Source organism: Treponema berlinense, from assembly GCF_052273165.1.
In the GTDB taxonomy this organism is placed as follows: domain Bacteria; phylum Spirochaetota; class Spirochaetia; order Treponematales; family Treponemataceae; genus Treponema_D; species Treponema_D berlinense_A.
The window spans coordinates 1-18,490 of sequence record NZ_DAVZIU010000032.1; the positions used below are offsets into that span (position 1 = coordinate 1).

Here is an 18,490-nt window from a genome sequence, read left to right on the forward strand (position 1 = left end):
GAACACGCGACCCTCTGCTTAGAAGGCAGATGCTCTAATCCAACTGAGCTACAATATGCGCATAACATAAACGTTAATTCTTTATAACATATAAAATTAGTAAAAACAAGCCGTTAAATCATTTTTTTTATAAACTGCCAAGTGTGACATAAAATGTGACATAAAAATGTTACAAATTTATGTCACACTTAAAATCTAAATAAAAAAAAAGCAGAGGGTCAGTGTGACATTTTTTTTGATTTTTAATTTCTTCCAAGCGCTAAATCCACCAGAAATTTGCTTGTTGTTTTGCCAGCTTTTTCTGCAAGCTCTTTTATCTGCTCACGTTCTTCTGGCTGACAACTTACCTGAAAAAGCACGCGTGTTGTGCCCTTGTTGTTTTTCCCCTTACCTCTCTCCCGTGAGCGTGGAGCACGGACTTTTGTTTCATTTTCCATTTTTGCGCCTCCTTAAAAAAATGCCGCCTGCAAGCAAAATTAAAAAGCCCGCAAGAAAAACATTTTTAAAAAATATCAGCGAAAGATTTGCCAGAATAACCAAAAAACCGATTATAAAAAAATACATACGTTGCCTCCTTTAAAAATTGTTGACTTTGATATAAAAAAAACTTAGACTGAATAAAGGTGGGCGGTGTCTATCCGCCAAACCTTGCGCTATTTAAGCGCGTTGATAAGTGCTGCTATTGCCGATATTAGCATTGCAACTGCTGTAATCAGTTTTGCTAAGGCATTTAGCAGCTTTTCTTTGATAAATGGCAGGTGATTCAGTTTTCTAAAAATTCCATAAGTTTGTCTTTTTCTTTTGCCACGCTCATCTTTCCGCAAAAATTGCACGACGGGAATTCGCATTGGTGAGGTTCTGTCTTTATGTGAAAATCGGCCAACGGCTCTTTTTGCTTGCATTTTCCGTCTACTATTCCGTGATGATAGTCAATCGTAACATACACGTAATCAATATCGCGGGAACAATACCAGAGTTTTGTCTTAAATCCCTCCTTTAAGTTTGTAATTTGTTCTTCTGTTCCCGGCTCCTGTCCTGTAATTAAAGCGTTCTGGCTCCAACATTCCTGCTGTGTTCCGTCATCTTTATAAAGCATAAAGCGCGGATGCGGTTTTTTAAAACTGGTTTTTAATTCTCCGTTTATTCTGCGGTTTACGGCTTTTACTGAAAAATCAGTCGTAACATCAATCAGATAATTTATATCGTTTGCTTCGCAAAATTCTTTTATTTTTTCGATTTCTTCTGGATTATCGCCTGTGTTTACTTTTTCACATTTTAATGTAAGATTTTCAGTATCTTTTAAGCTCAATATTTTTGAAGAATAAGTTTCAAAATCAATACATTCACTGTGCCAGGAAGCGCAGACTTCAAGTCCGCAATTTCTTGTTTTTAAATATTTTGCAAGATTTTCAAAATATTCTTTCGGACGGTGAAAATTTGTAACAATGTATACTTTTTTTAACTTTTGCGATGTTATTTTTGACAAAAGATTCTCCAGGTCGAAAAGTGTAACTTCTCCGCCTACAAGATCGAGTTTAATTTTGTCGGCTTTCATTTCGTCCATAATCCGCGAAATGTCCGGGGCGGCCGCAATGCTGCGTTTTTCGTCCTGTTCTAAAGTTCCCCAGATGTCTGGCTGTTGTGCGCAGTATCTTTGAATACAGTAAGAGCAGGAAAAATTGCAGTTATGCGTTACGCGCCATTTTATAACGCCCTTGAACTCATCTAAGTTTTCAATAGCTTCAATCATTTTTTTGATCTCCTATGATGTTTTTTTTATCCAATCGATTTCTTGTTGAGTAAATGCACTTATTGTGTCGGAATAAGTCGCGCTTAAAACAGGGTCGCTATTTCTACTCAGATCGTTTGTGTTAGCAGAAACGCTGACTTTCTTTTGTATTTGAAATTTTCCCCATGCGCGAAAATAAAAATCAACTCTAATGAATCTGTTACTATCGGTTTCGCCGCAATAGAATTTTTTTTCAATATTGCACGTATATCCGGATTTTAGTTCATTACCAAAGAGAAAAGTATCTTCGTATGTTTCAGAGTTATCAGTGGTGTAAATTTTTACTGAATCCAAATACAAATGCTCAAAATAATGGTTTGCAAGGATTGTAAAGTCAGAAAGATATATACATTCATTATAATAGTCCCAACATCCAGAACTGTACTGATTTTGATCCCAGTGAAAATTCGCCTTAAAATTTATAGAAAACGCGTTTTTCCATACAATGGAATTATTGATTTTTACAATGTCAGGAACTGTACCGTTAATTTTAATAAGCCTGGGCAGTTTTCCGTTTATGTTTATCATGAAGATATAGTCAAACTACTTTATTTTTTTTGATAAACTGTTAACATTATTTTTATAAGAGGTGTCAAATGAATAGATTTGAAAAACTTATTACAACAGTAATTATTTTACAATCAATTTCTATTATTTTTACTGCTGTTTCGCTTTTACTTTATTTTTTGTAAGGTGGCAAAAATGGAAGAATTAAACAAAACTCGTGGCGGAGCGCGCGCTGGCAGTGGAAGAAAAAAGGGCGGGAAAAATCAAGGTGAGCACAAAACGGGGCGGATTGTCATTTCTTGCCTTGAAAGTGAGGTTACAATGATAAAGTTGCGCGCTTCTGAGGCAGGAAAGACTGTAAGCCAGTTTATAATTGACTTGGTAAAAAACAGATAATAAGAAAAAATCCCCGGATTTGCTCCGGGGTTCTGCTTTACTGTTGCTTTCTCGGTCTGCCTTTTTTCCATCCACTGGTGCGTCGGCACTCAAATCGCTTGCAGTCGTCTTCCGTCCAGTTGAAAGGCATAATGCCGTTTACAGGCTCACCCCTCCCCACGCCGTTATTTTTTGCCCAGCGCGCGACGGCGGCAATGCAGATACCGTATTTTTCAGACACTTCCTTTGTAGTCATTTTATCACCTACTTTTTTCTGAAAAGTTTTATCACTCTCAGGATAATAGAAACAGAAAGAAGAACTATAAGCAGAATTCTTAAAACTGTAATCATACTTGGCTCCCATATTTTAGATTAAAAAAACAATAAAAAGTACCAGCGCTGTCAGCCGGAAAACAAAAGAAAGAAAGTTGACCGTTTTTTTTGTTATCATTTGACAATCCTTATAAAATCATTTAGATTGAAAAGACAGATAAGGGTGCTAGCCTTATCTGCTTTTGATTACTTTTGATATTACTTGAATATCAAAGCCAACACTGCAACAAGCAATAAGCCGAAGTTGATTAGCATGTCCACAATGTCTAACCAAGTCGGCTTTTCTTTTTTATCAGCCATTGCCACCTCCTTTTGCAATTAGTTTTGATATATTAAATATATATCGTTATACAATATTTGTCGTGGTTACAAAAAAAAACGCGGCTTTTCAGTAATCGCCGCGCGTTTTTTTAGTTCGTGTACAGGTTCAGAACAAGGTTTCCGTTTGAGTCCGTGCTTGTAGAGCCTGTAATTGCAGGTCTGTTGCCTATAGTCGCGGACGGCACTGTAAGCCGACCCGTCATTGTAACCTGCCCATTTTTAAATATATTAAAAATGGAAGGTGCGGTTGCGCTTCCGTTTCCAGCGTTGTCTTCATTTACGACACGGAAAACTCCGTTTGTATCTCCTGCTCCAAAAATAGTAACGCTGTCATTCGTTATTGCAAGTCCGCCAGAATCTCCTGTAGTTGCTTCCCTTCCTTCGATATACAAGGCGTTAGTTTGGACTTCGTGCATTTTAAAGCCATTAAAACTTTTTGAACGGTATTCTATGGATTGCTGGTCGTTGCCGATTTTAATTTTATTTGCCGTTACGCTGGTCGCGTTGACCGTGCCGTTTACACTGTCGGCATTTCCAGCAGAGGTTGCATATTTAGCATTTGTTGCGGTGTCGGCATTGCCAGCAGAGGTTGCATATGTTGCACTGTCGGCATTTCCTTTTAAATTTCCTGTAAATTCCGTTGCCGTTACGCTGGCCGCGTTGACCGTGCCGTCCACGCTGAGTGTTTTTGCCGCTATGCCGTCTTGTTCCGTGCTTTCGGGATTCACCTTCACGAAGTCTGCGCCTGTGTTTGTCTGTATTTTGAAAACGCCTTTAATGATTGACGCTATAGATGTAACGACAAATTTTGCAAGCGACAATGCAAGTCCAAATTTTTCGCTATAATGAAAATACCAGGCATTATTGTTGTCTTCTTTTGGAAGTCCTGTTTCTGTGTCTTCAAGGTTAATGTCGTTTCCAACGCGAAATTCGTTTTGTTCCAAATCCCAATAGTTGTTATCGTTGCTAGAAATTCCTTTTCCTCCAGCGGAAATTTTTCCAAAACGCGCTCCGCCAGCCGCAAGGTCTCCTGCAAATATTTCGTCTGCGGTAATTGTTCCAGCCGCGATTTTTTCGCGCGTTACTGCACCTTCCGCAAGTTTGTTGGTTGTGATTGCGTTCGCCACAATGTCTTTTGCAAGCGTTGCCGTTGCCAGGGCAAGATTTTTTTCGCTCCATTCGCTTGATTTTTTTACATTACCGACTGTCGCGCCGTATGTTATTCCGCGGAAATAGTAATTTGTATTTGCCGGTGTATTTTGTGTTTCGCCTTCGAGAGAAAGGAAAAACGCTTTGTAGTTTCCTGTAACTTGTGTCGTTTCGCCAGCTTTTCCCTGCCATTTATTTTCGTTGTCGCGCTCGTAGTCGTCCGCGCCGTATGAATACCAGGTTTTGCCGTCTTTTGAAATTTGCACTGCATAGTTTGAAAATTCATAAAATTCTTTGTGAGAAAACGAAAGGGCCACGCTTCTTCCGCTTACGCTCAACGCAATTTTTGGCACGGAAGGAACATAAGTCAAATATCCGTCTGTATCTGTGGCGCATTGTGAGGATTTTTCATCGGCTTCTGTTTTTACCTTTGCGGTAAAAGTGATTTTTTGAATGTCTGATTTTTCAAGGTAAAGCCCCGCAATCGAAAGTGTATAAGTCCAGTCGTCTTTTTTTACAAGTGTGGTTTTGCATTTTTTGCCCGCGTCCGTGTAGCTTAATGAATAGTTCTTAAATCCCCAGACATTCGCATTTGCTTCATCATTCAAAGAAATTTCAATTCTTCCTTCGTACGCTTTTGCAAAAACTTTTGGAGCGGACAAAATCCAAGTCTTGTAATTTGATGATGATGAAACACTTCCCTCTTTCCAATTTTTTGAAAGAACGTTATACGAGTTTTTAGCCTTTGCGCGTATCTGGTAATTTACAAAGGCGCTTTTTTCCGGATAGCCGTCTTTTGAGCGGTCAAAAGAATAATATTCTCCGTCAACGTTCTGCCAGGTTTTTCCGGCATCGCGTGAAATTTGGAATACAAAGTTTTTTACGTTGTCAAAGATTGTGCTTCCGCCGGCAACTGCCGAAAGGTTTATTCCGTCTTTTTCCGCAATTCCACGGCAAGAAAAAACCTCCGCTGGAGGCTGTACCGAATTAACCACATCAACAGAAACAAGGCTTTCAAGTTCAGTCTTTATTTCTTCTGTCTTTTTTAAGAGGTCGTCGTTTGTTATTGACTGAGAAACAAGAGAGCCACGAGGCTTTGTAAGATTGCACTCATAGCGGGGAATTGAGCCGTATTCAAAAAGAGAATCCGAGTAGTCAACGCCTGTGAGCCTGTAACCGTTTGAGGTCGGTTTTATCTCAGTTACGGTCATTTCGTTTGTAATTGTCTTGAAAGAGCCGTCAGAAGAAAGAGTTCCAAAAGAAAGAATATTGTCCACGTTCGGAACAGTTTCTGCAGAAACAGAAATTGGATTTACGAGTTTTATAATCGTGCTTTCTTCGTTTTCTGCTGTGTATTCAATATTAAGAATTCTTGAATAATTTTTGTTTACGCATTGAATTACCGCCCCATAGCGCGCGTCTTTTGAATATTGAACAGGCGAATAAAGTTCAAGAGCTGTAATTTTTTGATTAGAAACGATTATCTGTTTTATTGCCGAGCTTCCAAGTCCTGTATAAAGAGCAGGATGCTGGATTTTGATTTTTGAAAAAAGCGGAAAAAAATAGCCTTCTTTGCCAATCTCAAGCGAATATGTATGCGCGCGCAAAATGTCCGCGTTGATTTTCCGTCTTACAGCCTTGTAAACCTGTGAAAAGTTTCCGCTTGAACTGTCCGCTGTAAAACTGTCAATTTTGAGTTCTTCAATCTGCACATCTGCCGGAGAATCCGAGTAGTCCGAACCGTCGCGCATAAAAACCTGTGTGTCTTCTTTCCAGAACTGATTTTCTGTAAATGTTACACGGTAGCCGTCAACGTTTCTTGCAAGACTTTTTTCCGCTGAAAAACTGATTAAATTCTGCTGGTTAAGGATTGCAACGGCGTTTGATTTTTTGTCGTCGATTGCGACTGCAAGTTTTCCGTAAATTGAGCGGTAAAGTCCTGCATTTGCCGTTTCAAGAATTTTCTTGAGTATATTCTCTTTTGTGTCGCCTGTCGAAATTACGAGGTCGATATTAAGCGCGTTTTTTTCGCAATATTCGTAAAAGTCGCCAAAACTTTCAAGGTCGATTTCTTCATCGCTTAACTTTGAAGCCGGGTGCGTTTTGCTTGTGAGCACTTCCAAAAGCCAGGAGGCTGGATTTCTTGTCGCTTTTTTTTCTGTGCTCCAAACTCTTGAGGTTTTGTTCCAAATTCGCGCCATTCCGCAAGTTACAATCTGGATTTTGCCCGCCTTGTCCTTGTTTGTTGCCGTCGCCTTTAAGCAAAGTCCGATTTTTACGCTTAAATCGTCAATTTTTTTGTCGAGAAGAGGCGCGTATTCGATAAGATTTTGGGTACGCGCTTTTTTTTCATCAATAAGACGAGAACGGATTTTTACAATCTGCATTGTGTCGCAAGTGTTTCCGTTTTCTGTTTTTGAAGTAAGGCAGGAAATTTTTATTTTTATCGGTTTTCCGTTTTTGACTGCGTTAAGAATTTCTAAATCCGTGAATGTATGCTCAAGGACAAAATAAAGGTCTGAGCGGTTGTTGTCCTCAATTGCTCCGTTTTTGCCGAACTGTGTCTGCAAATTCTTCCAAGTTGCGCCACTGTCGCTTGAATACTGGACAAGAGTTTGTATTTTACGGCTTGAGCGGCTTCCGTTGTCGTTTATCGTGTAAAGTCCTGACGGAAATTCAAGCGGAATATAAATCGACTTTGTATTTACGGGAAGCAAATATTCAAGGTCGGAATAGTTCTCATCGTCTGAAAGTTTTAATTCTGTTCTAGTTTCCTGAACGTCCATTTTAAAGTTGAAGTTTTCGTTTCTGAACGCTTCTCCGTTTTCGTGGATTTCCAGCCTGCTGTCTTTAAACAAGGTTGATGACAGACGAGTGTCCGCACTTGTTACTGGCGGATTAAACTTGATTAAAACCTCATCGTCCGCGCGGATTTCTTCAATCGCCTGGTCTGCAAAACCTGCCTGTAAAACACGGTAATTGTATTCTGTATTGTCTTTTTCGTAATGCGCCTGTAATTCTGTGATTGTAAAACTTGCAGTAATTGAACTTGTTGTTTTTTCCTGATCAAAATTCAAATCGCTGAAATAATATTTTTTGTCGTATATGCGGAGGTCTTTTCTTCTTCTGTTCCAGCTGTTCCAAAAACGCGCGCTTATCGTCTGCCCTTTTGAATATTTTTCGCCTTTTTTTATGGTGAAGTCGAAATTGTCGTAATGAGAGCCATACATTACGTTTACATCTTGTCCGCCGTCCCAGTTTGAAAGAAATTCCAGATTTAATTCATAAAAATACCCGTCATTGTATCCTTCATCGTCATATTCCTGAGTTATCGTCAAAGTGATTTTTGCATTAAAATAAAATTCAAGCGCTTCCTGCCAGTACGAACCGCGCAAATTATCCCATTCCGCCGTAATAAAATACGGTGTCCAAAGTCTGCGTCCCATTACAAAAGGCTGTGTTTTTCCTGTTGCGACTGTGTTTGACGCTCCTGGCATTGTCGGGTCTGAATCCACGCTTCCGCCTGAGTTTTTCATTGAATCGGCAATTCTGTCCGCTTCTTCTTTTGCGCGTTGAGCCTGTTTTTTTGCTTTATATGCCGTAACTCCGCCAACGATTGCCGAAACTCCAGCAACTACCAAAGACGCGATTGCAATGACTGTTGCGTGCGGAATTGCGCGGACAATAACAGCATCTCCTTCTTTTATTTCAAAATTGCGGTCGCATCTTGTGCCGTTTACTAAAATTGCGTATTTGTCTTCTGGATATTCCGGAAGAATATCTTTTATTTTTCCGTTTCTGATTTCTTTTACTTTATAACTTTCTGAAAAATCTCGATAAATCAAAGCTTTCATTTTACAACCTCGTAGAATTTTGGATTTTTTAAGGCGAATAACGGAGTTACGCGAACTCCGCAAAGTGTTGCGTGAATATAAGTTTTTTCATCAAGTAAAAAACCGATGTGTATTTCGCCGTCGTCATTTAAGTATTCGACAAGCGCGTGTTTTTTTGCCTGCGGAATTTCTTTAACGTAATGATTGAATTCTTTTCGTTTTTTAGCGTCGTTTTTTGGATTTATCGGACAAATTGTCGCAAAGTCCGGGAGTGTTTTTCCGCAGCGCCTGCAAAGTTCGATACAAAGTCCGTAACAGTCTAAGCCGTCTTTCGTGCGTCCGCCTTTTTTAAAAGGCACGCAAAGCAAGTCATCGTATTTAATTTCTTCCATGCCTTTATAGTCATCTTATGCGTTGCCCTGGTTGTTTGCCGCCGTAAATACTGTCGCAGGAAAAGTCATCGCTAGTCTGTCGTCTTTTTCCATTGTGATTTTTACGGTTGATTTTGCAAAAACCGCCTTGCAGTATTTTGAAGTGTAGCCGTAGAGCTCGACAACTTCACCATTATAAAGCACGCCGTTTATTTTTATTGTGATTGTGTCGTTTTGCTCCAGAAGTGAAACAACCTCGATTGTCCGTGCAATTTCTAAAGTTCCGCCACCAAAAAAGCCGAGCACGTTCGCATTTGCAGAAAATTGAAAAACTTCCGACTTGTACGTTTTGCCATTAAAAACTATGTCGTTTCTTGCGTTCACGTAATTTAATTCAGTCTTTCCGTCTGTGAGCGTGATCAGCACTGGAAGAGAAAAACCGCCTGATTTACTTGTGAAAAGTTCAAAAAGTTCTGAGGCTGTCATACTTCCTCCAGAGAAAAAGAAACGGTTTTTATATCCTGTCCGCTTGATGACGGCAATTCTGCAAAAAAGTATTCTTTTTCGTTTTCAACATTTTCAAAGTCTATGAACGAAAAACTTTCCGCTCCTCCGTGAATTGTGTTGTCAAACCAGTTCATAAAGACTTTGTATTCGCTCGCCTGGTTTTTCGGCTCGTCCGCCATGTCGATTTTAAAAGTGTATTTTTTGCGGACTTTCAGATCGTTGAGTATTCTTCTTTTTGTTCCGGCTTCAAAAGTAACTTCCGTGTAGTTTTTGCCGAAAGAAGTTTCAAGTCCGTACGCTTTTTTGTTTACCTTGTCTGGCCAGTTTTTCATCAGTTTGTAATCCTCCGTCCGTAAATATTTGCTTTCATCACTTGATAACTGTCGTTCATTTCTCCGTTTGCCATTGCATCGCTGACAATTTTTTTAATTGCAACCGTAAATCCGTCGCTGTTTGATGTAACACCCGCGCTTGCAACATCTGCCGCCTCGTTATTCACTTTTATGTTAAAGATAACTCCGCCAGGCTTTATGTTTCCGTTCGCTGTTTCCCATAGCGCGCGCTGCTGTCTTGCGTTCAAAATCATCTCTCCGGAGTTTACATTTGCCTGAACATTGTCGCCACTATAAGAAGTTCCCGGAACAATACCGCCAGAAGCAAAGGAAGGCGGAACAGGTTTTGCCGCAATCTGTGCGGCAAGTTGTGCGGCGGTTGCAACTCCCATAATTGCGGCGTTTATCATTCCGAGAGTTCCGCCGTCCTTTAAACTGTTCGCAATTGCAAGGGCTGACGCTGATTGAGTCTGCAAAAGATTTAGCGCCCATTCCGCCATTTGAACCTTATATTTTTTCTTTGCGCTGTCTTTTTCGATTTTCTCTTTTTTTGAATAATATTCTTCCTCGCTTATAAGCCCTTTGTTGTAGGCGTTTTCAAGGTTCTGAACATCTGCCGACGTCTGGTTGTCCAAAGTTTCGCTTACAAGGGAAAGAGCAGAGTTTATTCCGTCCGCAAGTTCAGAAAACTTTTCCTGAACATAGCCTATTTTTTCAAAACTGCTCATTGCGTCCCAGCCGTCGGTCTTGTTTTTGAGAAGCTCAATCTGTCCAATAACGCCTTTAATTGATTCTTCCAGTTTGTTCCAGGCAGCGGAATCTTCCTCAAGATTATCTTTAAGGCTTAAAAGAATCTGCATGTAGCCTTCAAGCGCTTCAATCTGTTCTTTGTCCGAAAGTTTATCGAGAACAGGCATTTCGGGGATTTCAATATTTAAATCTGAAAAATCCTTTTCAATTTCTTTTGCAAGGTTTTGAAGATAAGAAGCCGCCCAGTCCCCAGATTCTTTCCAGACTGCCATATAATGCTCTATTTTGGCATTGAGCAAATCTTCTTGAGAAACTTGTCGGCCGCGCAATTCCGCTTCTTTTTGCATTACTGTAAGTTTTTCTTTATAAGCGGCGATTTGTGCGTTTATTTTTTTAGATTCTTTTTCAAGTATTATATCTTTGTCGGCTTCTTCTTTCTTCTTTTTTTCCAAGGCAATTTGTTTTTCAAGAAATTCAATGCGTTTGTTGTTTGCTTCTTCGTCATGTTTCAAGCTTTCTGCCGTCCACATTTCCCGGTCTTTCATAAAATCGTTGTATTCTTTTTTTGCAGAATCTTCTGCTTTTTGAAGCCTTTTGGTTGCATTTATATTTTCACTTACATACTTGTTTTTTTGTTCCAGTGCGTTTTTGTAAATCTTAAAAAGCTCTACCCGCTTTGTTCTTTCTGCCTCAGTTATTGCAATACCAGAATATTTTAGTCCTTCATTATACGTAAACCATTCTTTATACGCTTTGTTGACAGCATTACTAAGCTCTCTTTCAGTCTTTTTATAGTTTTCAACTTCCTGTTTTTGTTCAGTAAGCTGATCGGCTGCGTATGCTCTCCAGTCCTTGCTTGAAAGTGCCTTCTGTTTTTTTTGAATTTCTGCATTTTCCTTTTTTAAAAGGTCAAGTTCGCTTTGATAGGAGCTTAAAGTCGCGTCTGTTCCGTCATTTTGTGCAATAAGTTCAAGTTTCGCGCGGAATTCATCGGTTTCTTTTTTTGCCGCCTGAAGTTTTTCTATTACTTTTGAAAAAAAGTTATTTAAAACTTGTCCGGCTGCGTTTTTCTTTTCGGAGAACTTTTCACCAATCATCTCCTGCATGTCGCCAAGAGTATTTTTGAATTGTTTCCAACCGCCTGTTGAACCTGCAACATTTTTCGCCATTCCTGAATATTGCCCGGCTAAAACCTTAACTGCTTCTCCGTTTTTTAACTGTTCCTTTGTAAGCTGTTTTATCTGCGGAACGCTTTCTCCAAGTTCGCCAGAAAGTCCTGAAAAAGTCTTGTTTAAGTTTTTTACAGCACTTTCAAGCGACATTGTTCCACTGGCAGAAACATTGAGAGCAGCACTCATTATGTCTTGAATTTCTGTCTGTGTGCGACCAGCGGCGGCAAGTTGTGCCATAAAAGGCAGAAGTTCTTCATCTCCCACTGTTGAAATTGATTGAAGTTGTGAAGCGTATTCTTTGAGCTGAAAAATACTGTGTTCGTTTAGATAAGGATTATTTTTAGCAGCAGTCTGCAAAAGAGTTTCTGCATTTTTCTGCTTTTCGTAAGCGTCGGAACATTCTGCTACTGCGGCAACAGCTTTTTTTATGCCGGAAGTAACTACTGAAAAAGTGTTTCCGATAAATGAAAAAGCCCCGTTTACTTTATTTAACGAAGTTATTGTTGTATTTTTATTTAAGGAATTTATTTTTGATATGATTTTATCTATGCCGTCTTCAGCTTTTTTTGTATCCGTTTTAATTTTTATATTTAAGTTCTTATCTTTTGCCATTTTAATTTCCTTGCTTTTAGTTAAACATCGTATTACTATTTAATAGTAAGGAGGGTTTCCTTATGGTTAATTTTTTTATAAATATTATTGCTGCTATTATCACATACGCTATAGTCAAAGCTTATTTGCGCTGGTGTGACAAATGTGATCAAAACAATGAATATTTAGAAAAAATATGCTCAGAATATGACGATTATTGGTCTTTGTTTATGTAAGTTTTTTTTGCCATTTAATTTTTCTTGTTATTTAAAGGGGGTTCATTATGATTTTTATTTTAGGCGTAATAATAACTTATTTAATAATGAAACATATAGTTCTTCCGTTTGTCAATGAAATGGCAGAAGATGAAGACTGTAAAGATGATTGGGTGTATTCCGGAAATGGTATAGACATGTTTGGTATAGATAATTGGTAAAATTTATATTATCTTTCTTTTTATTTAAACATCGTATTACTATTTAATAGTAAGGAGGCTTCCTTATGGTAAGGAGGGTTTCTTATGGCTGAGTTTTTTATATCTATTATTGCTGCTGTCATCACATACGCTATAATCAAATGTTTTTTTTGTTGGTGCGACAAACATGATCAAGACGATAAATACTTAGACTTAGACGATGACGATTATTGGTTTTTGTTTATGTAAGTTCTTTTGCCATTTAATTTTTCTTGTTATTTAAGGGGGCCATTATGATTTTTATTTTAGGCGTAATAATAACTTATTTAATAATGAAACATATAATTCTTCCGTTTGCCAAAAAAATGGCAGAAGATGAAGACTGTAAAGATGATTGGGTGTATTCTGGAAATGGTACAGATACTTGGTAAAATTTATATCAAACATTCTTAGTCTTTGCAAAAAACTCTTTTTCTCTCTTTTCTGCTTCTGTCCGTTCTTTTTTTTCTTCCTCGCTTTCTATACGCCAAAGCTTTTTTAATTCTTCCATCTGGCTTTCGTAAGTTTCGTTTTTTTGAGGCTTTTTATACAGCCTGTATTCAATTATTTTAGTGAGTTTTACATCGTGCAGCGCTTGAATCATCGCCAGAACTTTGTGCCAGTGAATGCCTTTTTCAAACAAATCTATTCCGTACTGCTCAAGAATTGCGGCAAAAATATAATCTGAATCAATTTCGTAATCGAGCGCAATTTCTTTTTCCTGAATTCCGCTGACGCGCGGAAGCGTTTTTTTTGGAGCAAAGAAAGAGTATAAAGCATAAAAGCCTTTTTCTCTGTCGGCTGGTTTTTCATCTTCATACAAAAAATCAAAATCGGTGACAGGAACTTCTTTTTTTATGAGCTTTGCAAAATTAAACCAATAAAAATGATCTGTTTTAACCGGATAAAAAAAGCCGTCGACTTCTACATCGGACGGCAATATTTTTTTTGTTAAATCCATTTACAGAGTTTCAGATGCGCTTTCTTCGACAAATGCTGGTTCTCCGTCTTCGCTTATACTAACAGTTCCGGTTTTTACTGTTCCGTTAAAGTTGATAGAGAATGTCAAAACAGAATCAACAGGATTAAAGTTGTCGCAAACACAAACGCAGTCGCATTTCCAGGCGGCATATTTTCCGCTGCCGGTTCCTCGTTCATAAAGACAACCAAAATCTCGCTTTCCGCAGCCGCTCCAGCCGACATCTTGTAGAACTTGTTCCAGAAGAATTCATAATCTGGATTGCCTTTGAAAAGCGTAATCGGCTCGCTCATTGAAGGCTTGTATTTTTTCAGAATGGTTGTCGGATTTGTGTCCGTAATAAAATCACGGTCTTCGGTTTCTGCGTTCATTGTGATTGTGTTGTCGGTTGATTTTTCAATCTGAACCCATTTAGCAGCGGTTTTTGTGCCTGAGTTTACAAGCAGCGCGACATGGTATTTTTTGACCTGCTCGCCTTTTTCAAGTTTATTCACTTTCATATTTTTCTCCTGTAAAGACAAAATGTCTTTTTATTTTTCTTCTGTTATAGTCATTTTTACATCAAGCCCTGTCGCTTGATTTTCGAGAGTTCCGCAGTCGTAATAAAATTCAATTTTTTCAAGTTCAGCGGCAGTTATCGAGTTTTCGAGTGAAAGATTGTTCATAATAAGTTTTTGAATTTCGTCCGCCTTTGTTTCCATTTTTTCAACAAGTGCCGTATATTTTTCACCACGGAACAAAAATGACAACGTGAATGAAGTTTTTGCTTCAAAACTGCCGTCAATGTACTGCTCTACAACTTCCATTGTTTCCGGAACAATTACACAAAGATTTTTTTGCGAAAATCTTGAAAGGTCCACGCTTCCAATAATCACATTGTTTTCTGAAAATCCGTCAAGTTTTTTTGCAATAAAATTTTTCAAGCTTTGCGCGCTTTTCATTTTTAACTCCAGTATTTGGCAAGTGTTTTATCAATCATCTTTTTTAGTTCTGTGTCAAAATCTCTTTTTTCCAGAAGATTTTCAGTATCCTGGATAAAGGCTTTCGGCGCAAAGTGCCAGTTTTTGCTGCGTTTTGTTGCGCCTTCGTATCCGTAGTTGTTTATATAGGCTTTTGGAAAAATCTTTGAACCAGAAACTCCTTTCGGATAAATGTTTGCTTCGCTTCCGTCTTTTTTTACCCGAAAGGAATAGGACTTTTGAAGCTCCCTGGTAGATTGTTTTTTGTTTAGAAGTGTTTCTCTTATTCTTTTTCGGATAAATTTAACGCCGTACCGTGCGATTATTCCCACGGACTGTTTTTTTATGCTCGTAAGACTTTTTGAAGTTTCTGAAAGTGCCTTTACAACTTCATCAACTTCGGCTTCAACTACAATCCAGTTTCCTTTCATTAAAAATCTTCTCCGCTACCCTTTTTATAGGCTTCGAGGTCTTCCAAAAACCTGTCCGCCTTAAAATTGTTAAAAACACGGCTTCCGTTGTCGGAATATGTAGTAGAAGACACTGCAAGATTTCCTCCTTCACTTTCCCACATAAGGCTTGCAAGTTGCAGCGCAACGGTCTTTATTTTGCTTGGAACTTTTTCAAAGCCTGCCATATATGTAAGTGAATAAAGGCTGTCGGAACAAAAAATACCTTTTCCGTAATTGAATTCAAGATAATTGCGTTTTTTTATCCTGAAAAGTGAAGAATCGACAAAGTTGTCGTTTATTTTCACTTCTTTTAATTCTATGAGCGGAAAAGCTTCAAGACAGAACAGTTTGCCGTCATCACCGTAGCAGACTGTTTTATATTCTTTTTTTTCCGGTGAATATCCCAAATAATTTTCAATCATTTCTTCAGCGGCAGTTACGTAATGCTCAAGAAGTGAGTTTTCTTCTGGATATTTTTTTACATAATCTTCAAGTTCTTCTGTTGTAATGTAAGCCATATTTTTAACCTAATTTTTTTCTGCAAATCCGCTTTTTATAAAGGCTTCCGCAAGTTTTGGTTCAAGTTCCACGGTTTCGCCAGGATTAAAAGCGCCATAAGTTCCGCGCAGTACTTCAAGAATTTTGACTTTCGTTTTTTCCTGCGTTTTTTCTTTTGGCAATTCAGACTTTTTGTTTTCAAGGTTTTCTTTTTTTTCCGCCATTTTTTTTAGTCTCCTTTTAACAGAATATGCGGGAACTTGAATAAAGTCCCCGCACTTTTTTTAACTACGCTTCTTTAATTGCAAGTCGTGCAAATGCGGCCGGAAGTGTCGGCTGTCCGTCTGCAAGCGTATGTCCAAGGAATCCAATCTGGTTTGTTCCTGCAAACTTTTCGTTAAGGACGGTTATGTCCATATCCTTCCAGTGTGCAAACCAGTAATGACTAAAATCGCCAAGGGCAACGACATAACTTCCAGAGGTTTTTGCGTTAGGCGCATATTCGCTTTCGATTACCGGGAGCCCGAGAATTGTTGACGGCTGTCCTTCTGTGAGCGCAGGCTGCCACAAAAAGCGGCCGTTCTGATCTTTGAGCAGCATAATATCTTTAAGAATTTCTGTGCTCATTACCCAGCAGGCTTTGTTTCTGTATGCTGGACGAAGTTTCATCTTGAGGTTTACGAGGTCATCGGCAGAAATTGAAGTGTCGGCAGTCGTAACGTCTCTTGATGCAGGAATGCCGTCATCACTTTTTGTGAAAATTCCGAGCGGCTGGTTTTCGCCAGTTCCGTTAAGAATTCCATTTTCAAATGCTTCTGTGAGCTTTTCGATGATTTTTCCTTTTGCGATTGTGTCGATCGGAAAAGCGCTGGTTGCAAGCAATTTCTTTGTAACTGTGAACTGCTTTACAAGGTCTGTAGGCTCAAGTTCGCGTTTTCCGTAATCCAAAGACTTGTCAGAAGTGATTTCGGTCGCAGGAATTTCGTTTGTCCAGTCAGCCGCAGAAGCGTCGCTTTTTTCGTAAGGAACGCCAAGGCTTCCCGCTCCGCTTACAGAAATTTTTCGGACACGACCGTACAAAATGGCTTCTTTTTCAACTTCAGAAAGAATTTCTTCTACAAACTCTTCTGGAGCAAGCGAATAAGCGCTTCCAGGAGCGTCGCCAGTTCCTAAAGAAAGGAAAGTGTCTCCGCCACGTTTTTCCGCACGGAAAAAGCCTTTTCTTTCGGCTGCTTTTGGCTTGTCTTCGCCACCTTTTGGAAGAGTGTCAGTAAAACCGTTAAGTTTCTGCTCACGTTCTTCCGCTTCGATTTCGCTAGACAATACACGAAAACGCTCTTCTTTTTCTTCAAAAACTTTTTTCTCATCTTCGCTGAATGAGCGTTTTTCGCTAGCGGCTTTTTCGTTCATTTCTTTCATTTCTGAAAGCAATTTTGCACGTTCTTCTTTTTTGTTCATAATTTTTTATCTCCTGTAAAAATTGATTAAAATGTTTGAAGTTCGAGAAGTGTCAAAGAACGACAGCGCTCTTCATTTTCTCTTTTGGCTTCTTCCAACTTGAATTCTTCTGCCCTCTTGCTCTCCAGCTCCTGCCGTGCGCTCTCCAGCGCAGAAACAGAACGGGCTTTTATAGAAGTGGCTTCGTATGCAGGAAAAGTAACCGCACTTACTTCAAATATTTTTTCAATGTCAGTGATTGTCCTTTTTGGATAATCACTGTCTAATTTTTCCCATTTATCACCGCGGACAATGAACATAAAACTCATTCCGCTTACATCTCCGCGCTGGATTGCAGAATAAAGGTTCTTTGCGTCCGTGTTGTTTTCTGTGTCAAGGTTTACGCGGATGTGCATTCCGTCCTCCTTGACTTCCATTTGCATTGTGGAATTTGCGTTGTTGTTTCTTGAGCGCGCAAGGGGAGTCATTTCGATATTGTGGTTCACAAGAAAACGCACGTCCTTCATATCAGTCTTTGAAAGCGCATCGCGTGAAATGTATTCCTCAAAAAATCCCATGTCGCATTTTTTATTAAAAACGATTGGAACGCCTTCAATAAAAGTGCCGTTCTGTTCATCTTTGGCGGCACGAATCTCAAAATCAAAACTTCTTAATTCGTCCTTTTCTGTCTTAAAATCCGGTTTCATTCTGCAAAATCTCCATTTTGTAAATTTACAAGTATAGTCAAAATGGAATTTTAAGCGTGGAAAAAAAAAGGCTTGCCCGATTGAGCAAGCCATAAAAATCAGTTGTTTTTATTTAGTTTGTTGTGATTGCAGAAATTCCAAGTTTTTTTAATAAGGATTCCTGTAAAGTTTGGCTAAAATTAACAGAAGCCTTTTCCGCGCGCCTGCAGAGCCATTCTGGAAGAGTAACATTCTTACGGACGCTTTTTCCTGTGTTTGAAATATCACATTCTATGTATGTCGCAAAGTCTTTTCCGGAAGTCTTTATGTCAGTAATTTTGCTTGCCTTTGGAAGAGGCTCGTCTTTTTCAAGGTAGCTTTCAAGATAGCAGTCCAAGGCTTCTTTTGCGTTCTCTACGATTTCAGCTTCTGTATCGCCTTGAGAAAAGCAGCCTTTTAAATCCGGAAATTCGCACCAATAGCCGTCGTCCTCAAAATGGCATATAGCAGGATAAATCACCATATTTTCTCCTTGCAGGGCTTCCGCCCTGTCTTTTTTTACTTTAACCCGGCTTGTTTCAAGATAGCCGTCTCAAGCCCCTTTTTCATATCCTCACCGTGAACCGGAATTGTTATCGGCGGAAAACCTTTTTTTTCAAGGCGATGATGACTGCCTTTTATTCTTGCAAGTGTCCAGCCGTTCTTTTTAAGCAGGCTTAAAAGCTCTTTGTCTTTCATATTTATATAATAATGCGTATTATACGCATTTGTCAAGGTGTTTTATAAAAAAAAGGCTTGCCCGATTGAGCAAGCTCTAAAATGATTATCTGTTAAAAGCAAAGATTACTATTGCAATAATTATTCCACGCACAACGTTTTTTATAACAGTTTTTAAAATGTTTGACATAAAGCCCCCTAAGAAGTAAACTACGGAATAAAGGCCCTCATTAACTGAAAATCAGTCTGATAATCGCTTCTGCAATTACCGCGCTGAT

The 18,490-nt window shown here is 38.9% G+C and carries 22 protein-coding genes; 3 read left to right on the forward strand and 19 right to left on the reverse strand.

The genetic code is table 11. The features are described from left to right. Nucleotides 1–242: 242 nt before the first annotated feature. The 3 genes from ACT6XC_RS08730 to ACT6XC_RS08740 all read right to left on the reverse strand — a co-directional run bounded on the left by ACT6XC_RS08730 (nucleotide 243) and on the right by ACT6XC_RS08740 (nucleotide 2,317). Nucleotides 243–437 carry a plasmid mobilization protein gene (locus tag ACT6XC_RS08730; protein WP_287396726.1) on the reverse strand — a complete coding sequence of 65 codons (195 nt, stop codon included), beginning with the start codon at nucleotides 435–437 and terminating at the stop codon, nucleotides 243–245. Nucleotides 438–763: 326 nt separating this feature from the next. Further along, nucleotides 764–1,750: a hypothetical protein gene (locus ACT6XC_RS08735; RefSeq protein ID WP_443741513.1), complete on the reverse strand. Its 987-nt coding sequence runs from the start codon at nucleotides 1,748–1,750 to the stop codon at nucleotides 764–766. A gap of 12 nt (nucleotides 1,751–1,762) precedes the next feature. Then, complete coding sequence (locus ACT6XC_RS08740; RefSeq protein ID WP_443741514.1) at nucleotides 1,763–2,317, reverse strand: hypothetical protein; 555 nt, start codon at nucleotides 2,315–2,317, stop codon at nucleotides 1,763–1,765. 174 nt (nucleotides 2,318–2,491) lie between these two features. Between ACT6XC_RS08740 and ACT6XC_RS08745 the strand changes: the two genes are divergently transcribed. After that, nucleotides 2,492–2,692 (forward strand): hypothetical protein, encoded by a 201-nt coding sequence (locus tag ACT6XC_RS08745; protein WP_443741515.1) that lies wholly within the window; start codon nucleotides 2,492–2,494, stop codon nucleotides 2,690–2,692. A 37-nt stretch (nucleotides 2,693–2,729) separates the two neighbouring features. Here the strand turns inward: ACT6XC_RS08745 and ACT6XC_RS08750 are convergent, their stop codons facing one another. The 6 genes from ACT6XC_RS08750 to ACT6XC_RS08775 form a co-directional block, all read right to left on the reverse strand. After that, a complete protein-coding gene (locus ACT6XC_RS08750) occupies nucleotides 2,730–3,035 on the reverse strand; it encodes a hypothetical protein (RefSeq protein WP_443741516.1) in 306 nt (101 codons plus the stop codon). 379 nt (nucleotides 3,036–3,414) lie between these two features. Continuing rightward, on the reverse strand, nucleotides 3,415–8,328 hold the full coding sequence (locus tag ACT6XC_RS08755; protein WP_443741517.1) for a hypothetical protein: 4,914 nt from the start codon (nucleotides 8,326–8,328) through the stop codon (nucleotides 3,415–3,417). Continuing rightward, the gene (locus ACT6XC_RS08760) at nucleotides 8,325–8,699 is read right to left on the reverse strand and encodes an NlpC/P60 family protein (protein WP_443738428.1); all 375 of its coding nucleotides are present in this window, start codon (nucleotides 8,697–8,699) and stop codon (nucleotides 8,325–8,327) included. The genes ACT6XC_RS08755 and ACT6XC_RS08760 overlap by 4 nt, the downstream gene beginning before the upstream one ends. Nucleotides 8,700–8,714: 15 nt before the next feature. Beyond that, nucleotides 8,715–9,164, reverse strand: a complete 450-nt coding sequence (locus ACT6XC_RS08765; protein ID WP_443741518.1) for a hypothetical protein — start codon at nucleotides 9,162–9,164, stop codon at nucleotides 8,715–8,717. Further along, nucleotides 9,161–9,517, reverse strand: coding sequence for a hypothetical protein (locus tag ACT6XC_RS08770; RefSeq protein ID WP_443741519.1), 357 nt, complete (start codon nucleotides 9,515–9,517; stop codon nucleotides 9,161–9,163). The genes ACT6XC_RS08765 and ACT6XC_RS08770 overlap by 4 nt, the downstream gene beginning before the upstream one ends. After that, nucleotides 9,517–12,051, reverse strand: coding sequence for a hypothetical protein (locus tag ACT6XC_RS08775; RefSeq protein ID WP_443741520.1), 2,535 nt, complete (start codon nucleotides 12,049–12,051; stop codon nucleotides 9,517–9,519). Before ACT6XC_RS08775 ends, ACT6XC_RS08770 begins: the two co-directional genes overlap by 1 nt. A 262-nt stretch (nucleotides 12,052–12,313) precedes the next feature. On the opposite strand from ACT6XC_RS08775, the gene ACT6XC_RS08780 reads away from it, so the two are divergent. Both ACT6XC_RS08780 and ACT6XC_RS08785 read left to right on the forward strand, forming a co-directional pair. Continuing rightward, nucleotides 12,314–12,466, forward strand: a complete 153-nt coding sequence (locus ACT6XC_RS08780; protein WP_443741521.1) for a hypothetical protein — start codon at nucleotides 12,314–12,316, stop codon at nucleotides 12,464–12,466. A 272-nt stretch (nucleotides 12,467–12,738) separates the two neighbouring features. Beyond that, nucleotides 12,739–12,876, forward strand: coding sequence for a hypothetical protein (locus tag ACT6XC_RS08785; RefSeq protein ID WP_443741522.1), 138 nt, complete (start codon nucleotides 12,739–12,741; stop codon nucleotides 12,874–12,876). Between the two features lie 8 nt (nucleotides 12,877–12,884). Here the strand turns inward: ACT6XC_RS08785 and ACT6XC_RS08790 are convergent, their stop codons facing one another. The 10 genes from ACT6XC_RS08790 to ACT6XC_RS08835 form a co-directional block, all read right to left on the reverse strand. Next, nucleotides 12,885–13,445 carry a Gp15 family bacteriophage protein gene (locus ACT6XC_RS08790; protein ID WP_443741523.1) on the reverse strand — a complete coding sequence of 187 codons (561 nt, stop codon included), beginning with the start codon at nucleotides 13,443–13,445 and terminating at the stop codon, nucleotides 12,885–12,887. Between the two features lie 104 nt (nucleotides 13,446–13,549). Further along, nucleotides 13,550–13,963: a hypothetical protein gene (locus ACT6XC_RS08795; RefSeq protein ID WP_443741524.1), complete on the reverse strand. Its 414-nt coding sequence runs from the start codon at nucleotides 13,961–13,963 to the stop codon at nucleotides 13,550–13,552. A gap of 30 nt (nucleotides 13,964–13,993) precedes the next feature. Next, on the reverse strand, nucleotides 13,994–14,404 hold the full coding sequence (locus tag ACT6XC_RS08800; protein WP_443741525.1) for a hypothetical protein: 411 nt from the start codon (nucleotides 14,402–14,404) through the stop codon (nucleotides 13,994–13,996). A 2-nt stretch (nucleotides 14,405–14,406) separates the two neighbouring features. Continuing rightward, nucleotides 14,407–14,853 carry a hypothetical protein gene (locus ACT6XC_RS08805; protein WP_443741526.1) on the reverse strand — a complete coding sequence of 149 codons (447 nt, stop codon included), beginning with the start codon at nucleotides 14,851–14,853 and terminating at the stop codon, nucleotides 14,407–14,409. Further along, on the reverse strand, nucleotides 14,853–15,392 hold the full coding sequence (locus tag ACT6XC_RS08810; RefSeq protein WP_443741527.1) for a hypothetical protein: 540 nt from the start codon (nucleotides 15,390–15,392) through the stop codon (nucleotides 14,853–14,855). The genes ACT6XC_RS08805 and ACT6XC_RS08810 overlap by 1 nt, the downstream gene beginning before the upstream one ends. 9 nt (nucleotides 15,393–15,401) lie before the next feature. Then, nucleotides 15,402–15,596 carry a hypothetical protein gene (locus tag ACT6XC_RS08815; RefSeq protein WP_443741528.1) on the reverse strand — a complete coding sequence of 65 codons (195 nt, stop codon included), beginning with the start codon at nucleotides 15,594–15,596 and terminating at the stop codon, nucleotides 15,402–15,404. A gap of 64 nt (nucleotides 15,597–15,660) precedes the next feature. Next, entirely contained in the window at nucleotides 15,661–16,830 is a 1,170-nt protein-coding gene (locus ACT6XC_RS08820) for a phage major capsid protein (protein ID WP_443741529.1), read from the reverse strand. Between the two features lie 26 nt (nucleotides 16,831–16,856). Further along, nucleotides 16,857–17,516 (reverse strand): HK97 family phage prohead protease, encoded by a 660-nt coding sequence (locus ACT6XC_RS08825; RefSeq protein WP_443741530.1) that lies wholly within the window; start codon nucleotides 17,514–17,516, stop codon nucleotides 16,857–16,859. A gap of 112 nt (nucleotides 17,517–17,628) precedes the next feature. Next, nucleotides 17,629–18,018, reverse strand: a complete 390-nt coding sequence (locus tag ACT6XC_RS08830) for a type II toxin-antitoxin system HicB family antitoxin (protein ID WP_443741531.1) — start codon at nucleotides 18,016–18,018, stop codon at nucleotides 17,629–17,631. Nucleotides 18,019–18,053: 35 nt separating this feature from the next. Next, entirely contained in the window at nucleotides 18,054–18,233 is a 180-nt protein-coding gene (locus ACT6XC_RS08835; RefSeq protein WP_443741532.1) for a type II toxin-antitoxin system HicA family toxin, read from the reverse strand. Nucleotides 18,234–18,490: the final 257 nt, after the last annotated feature.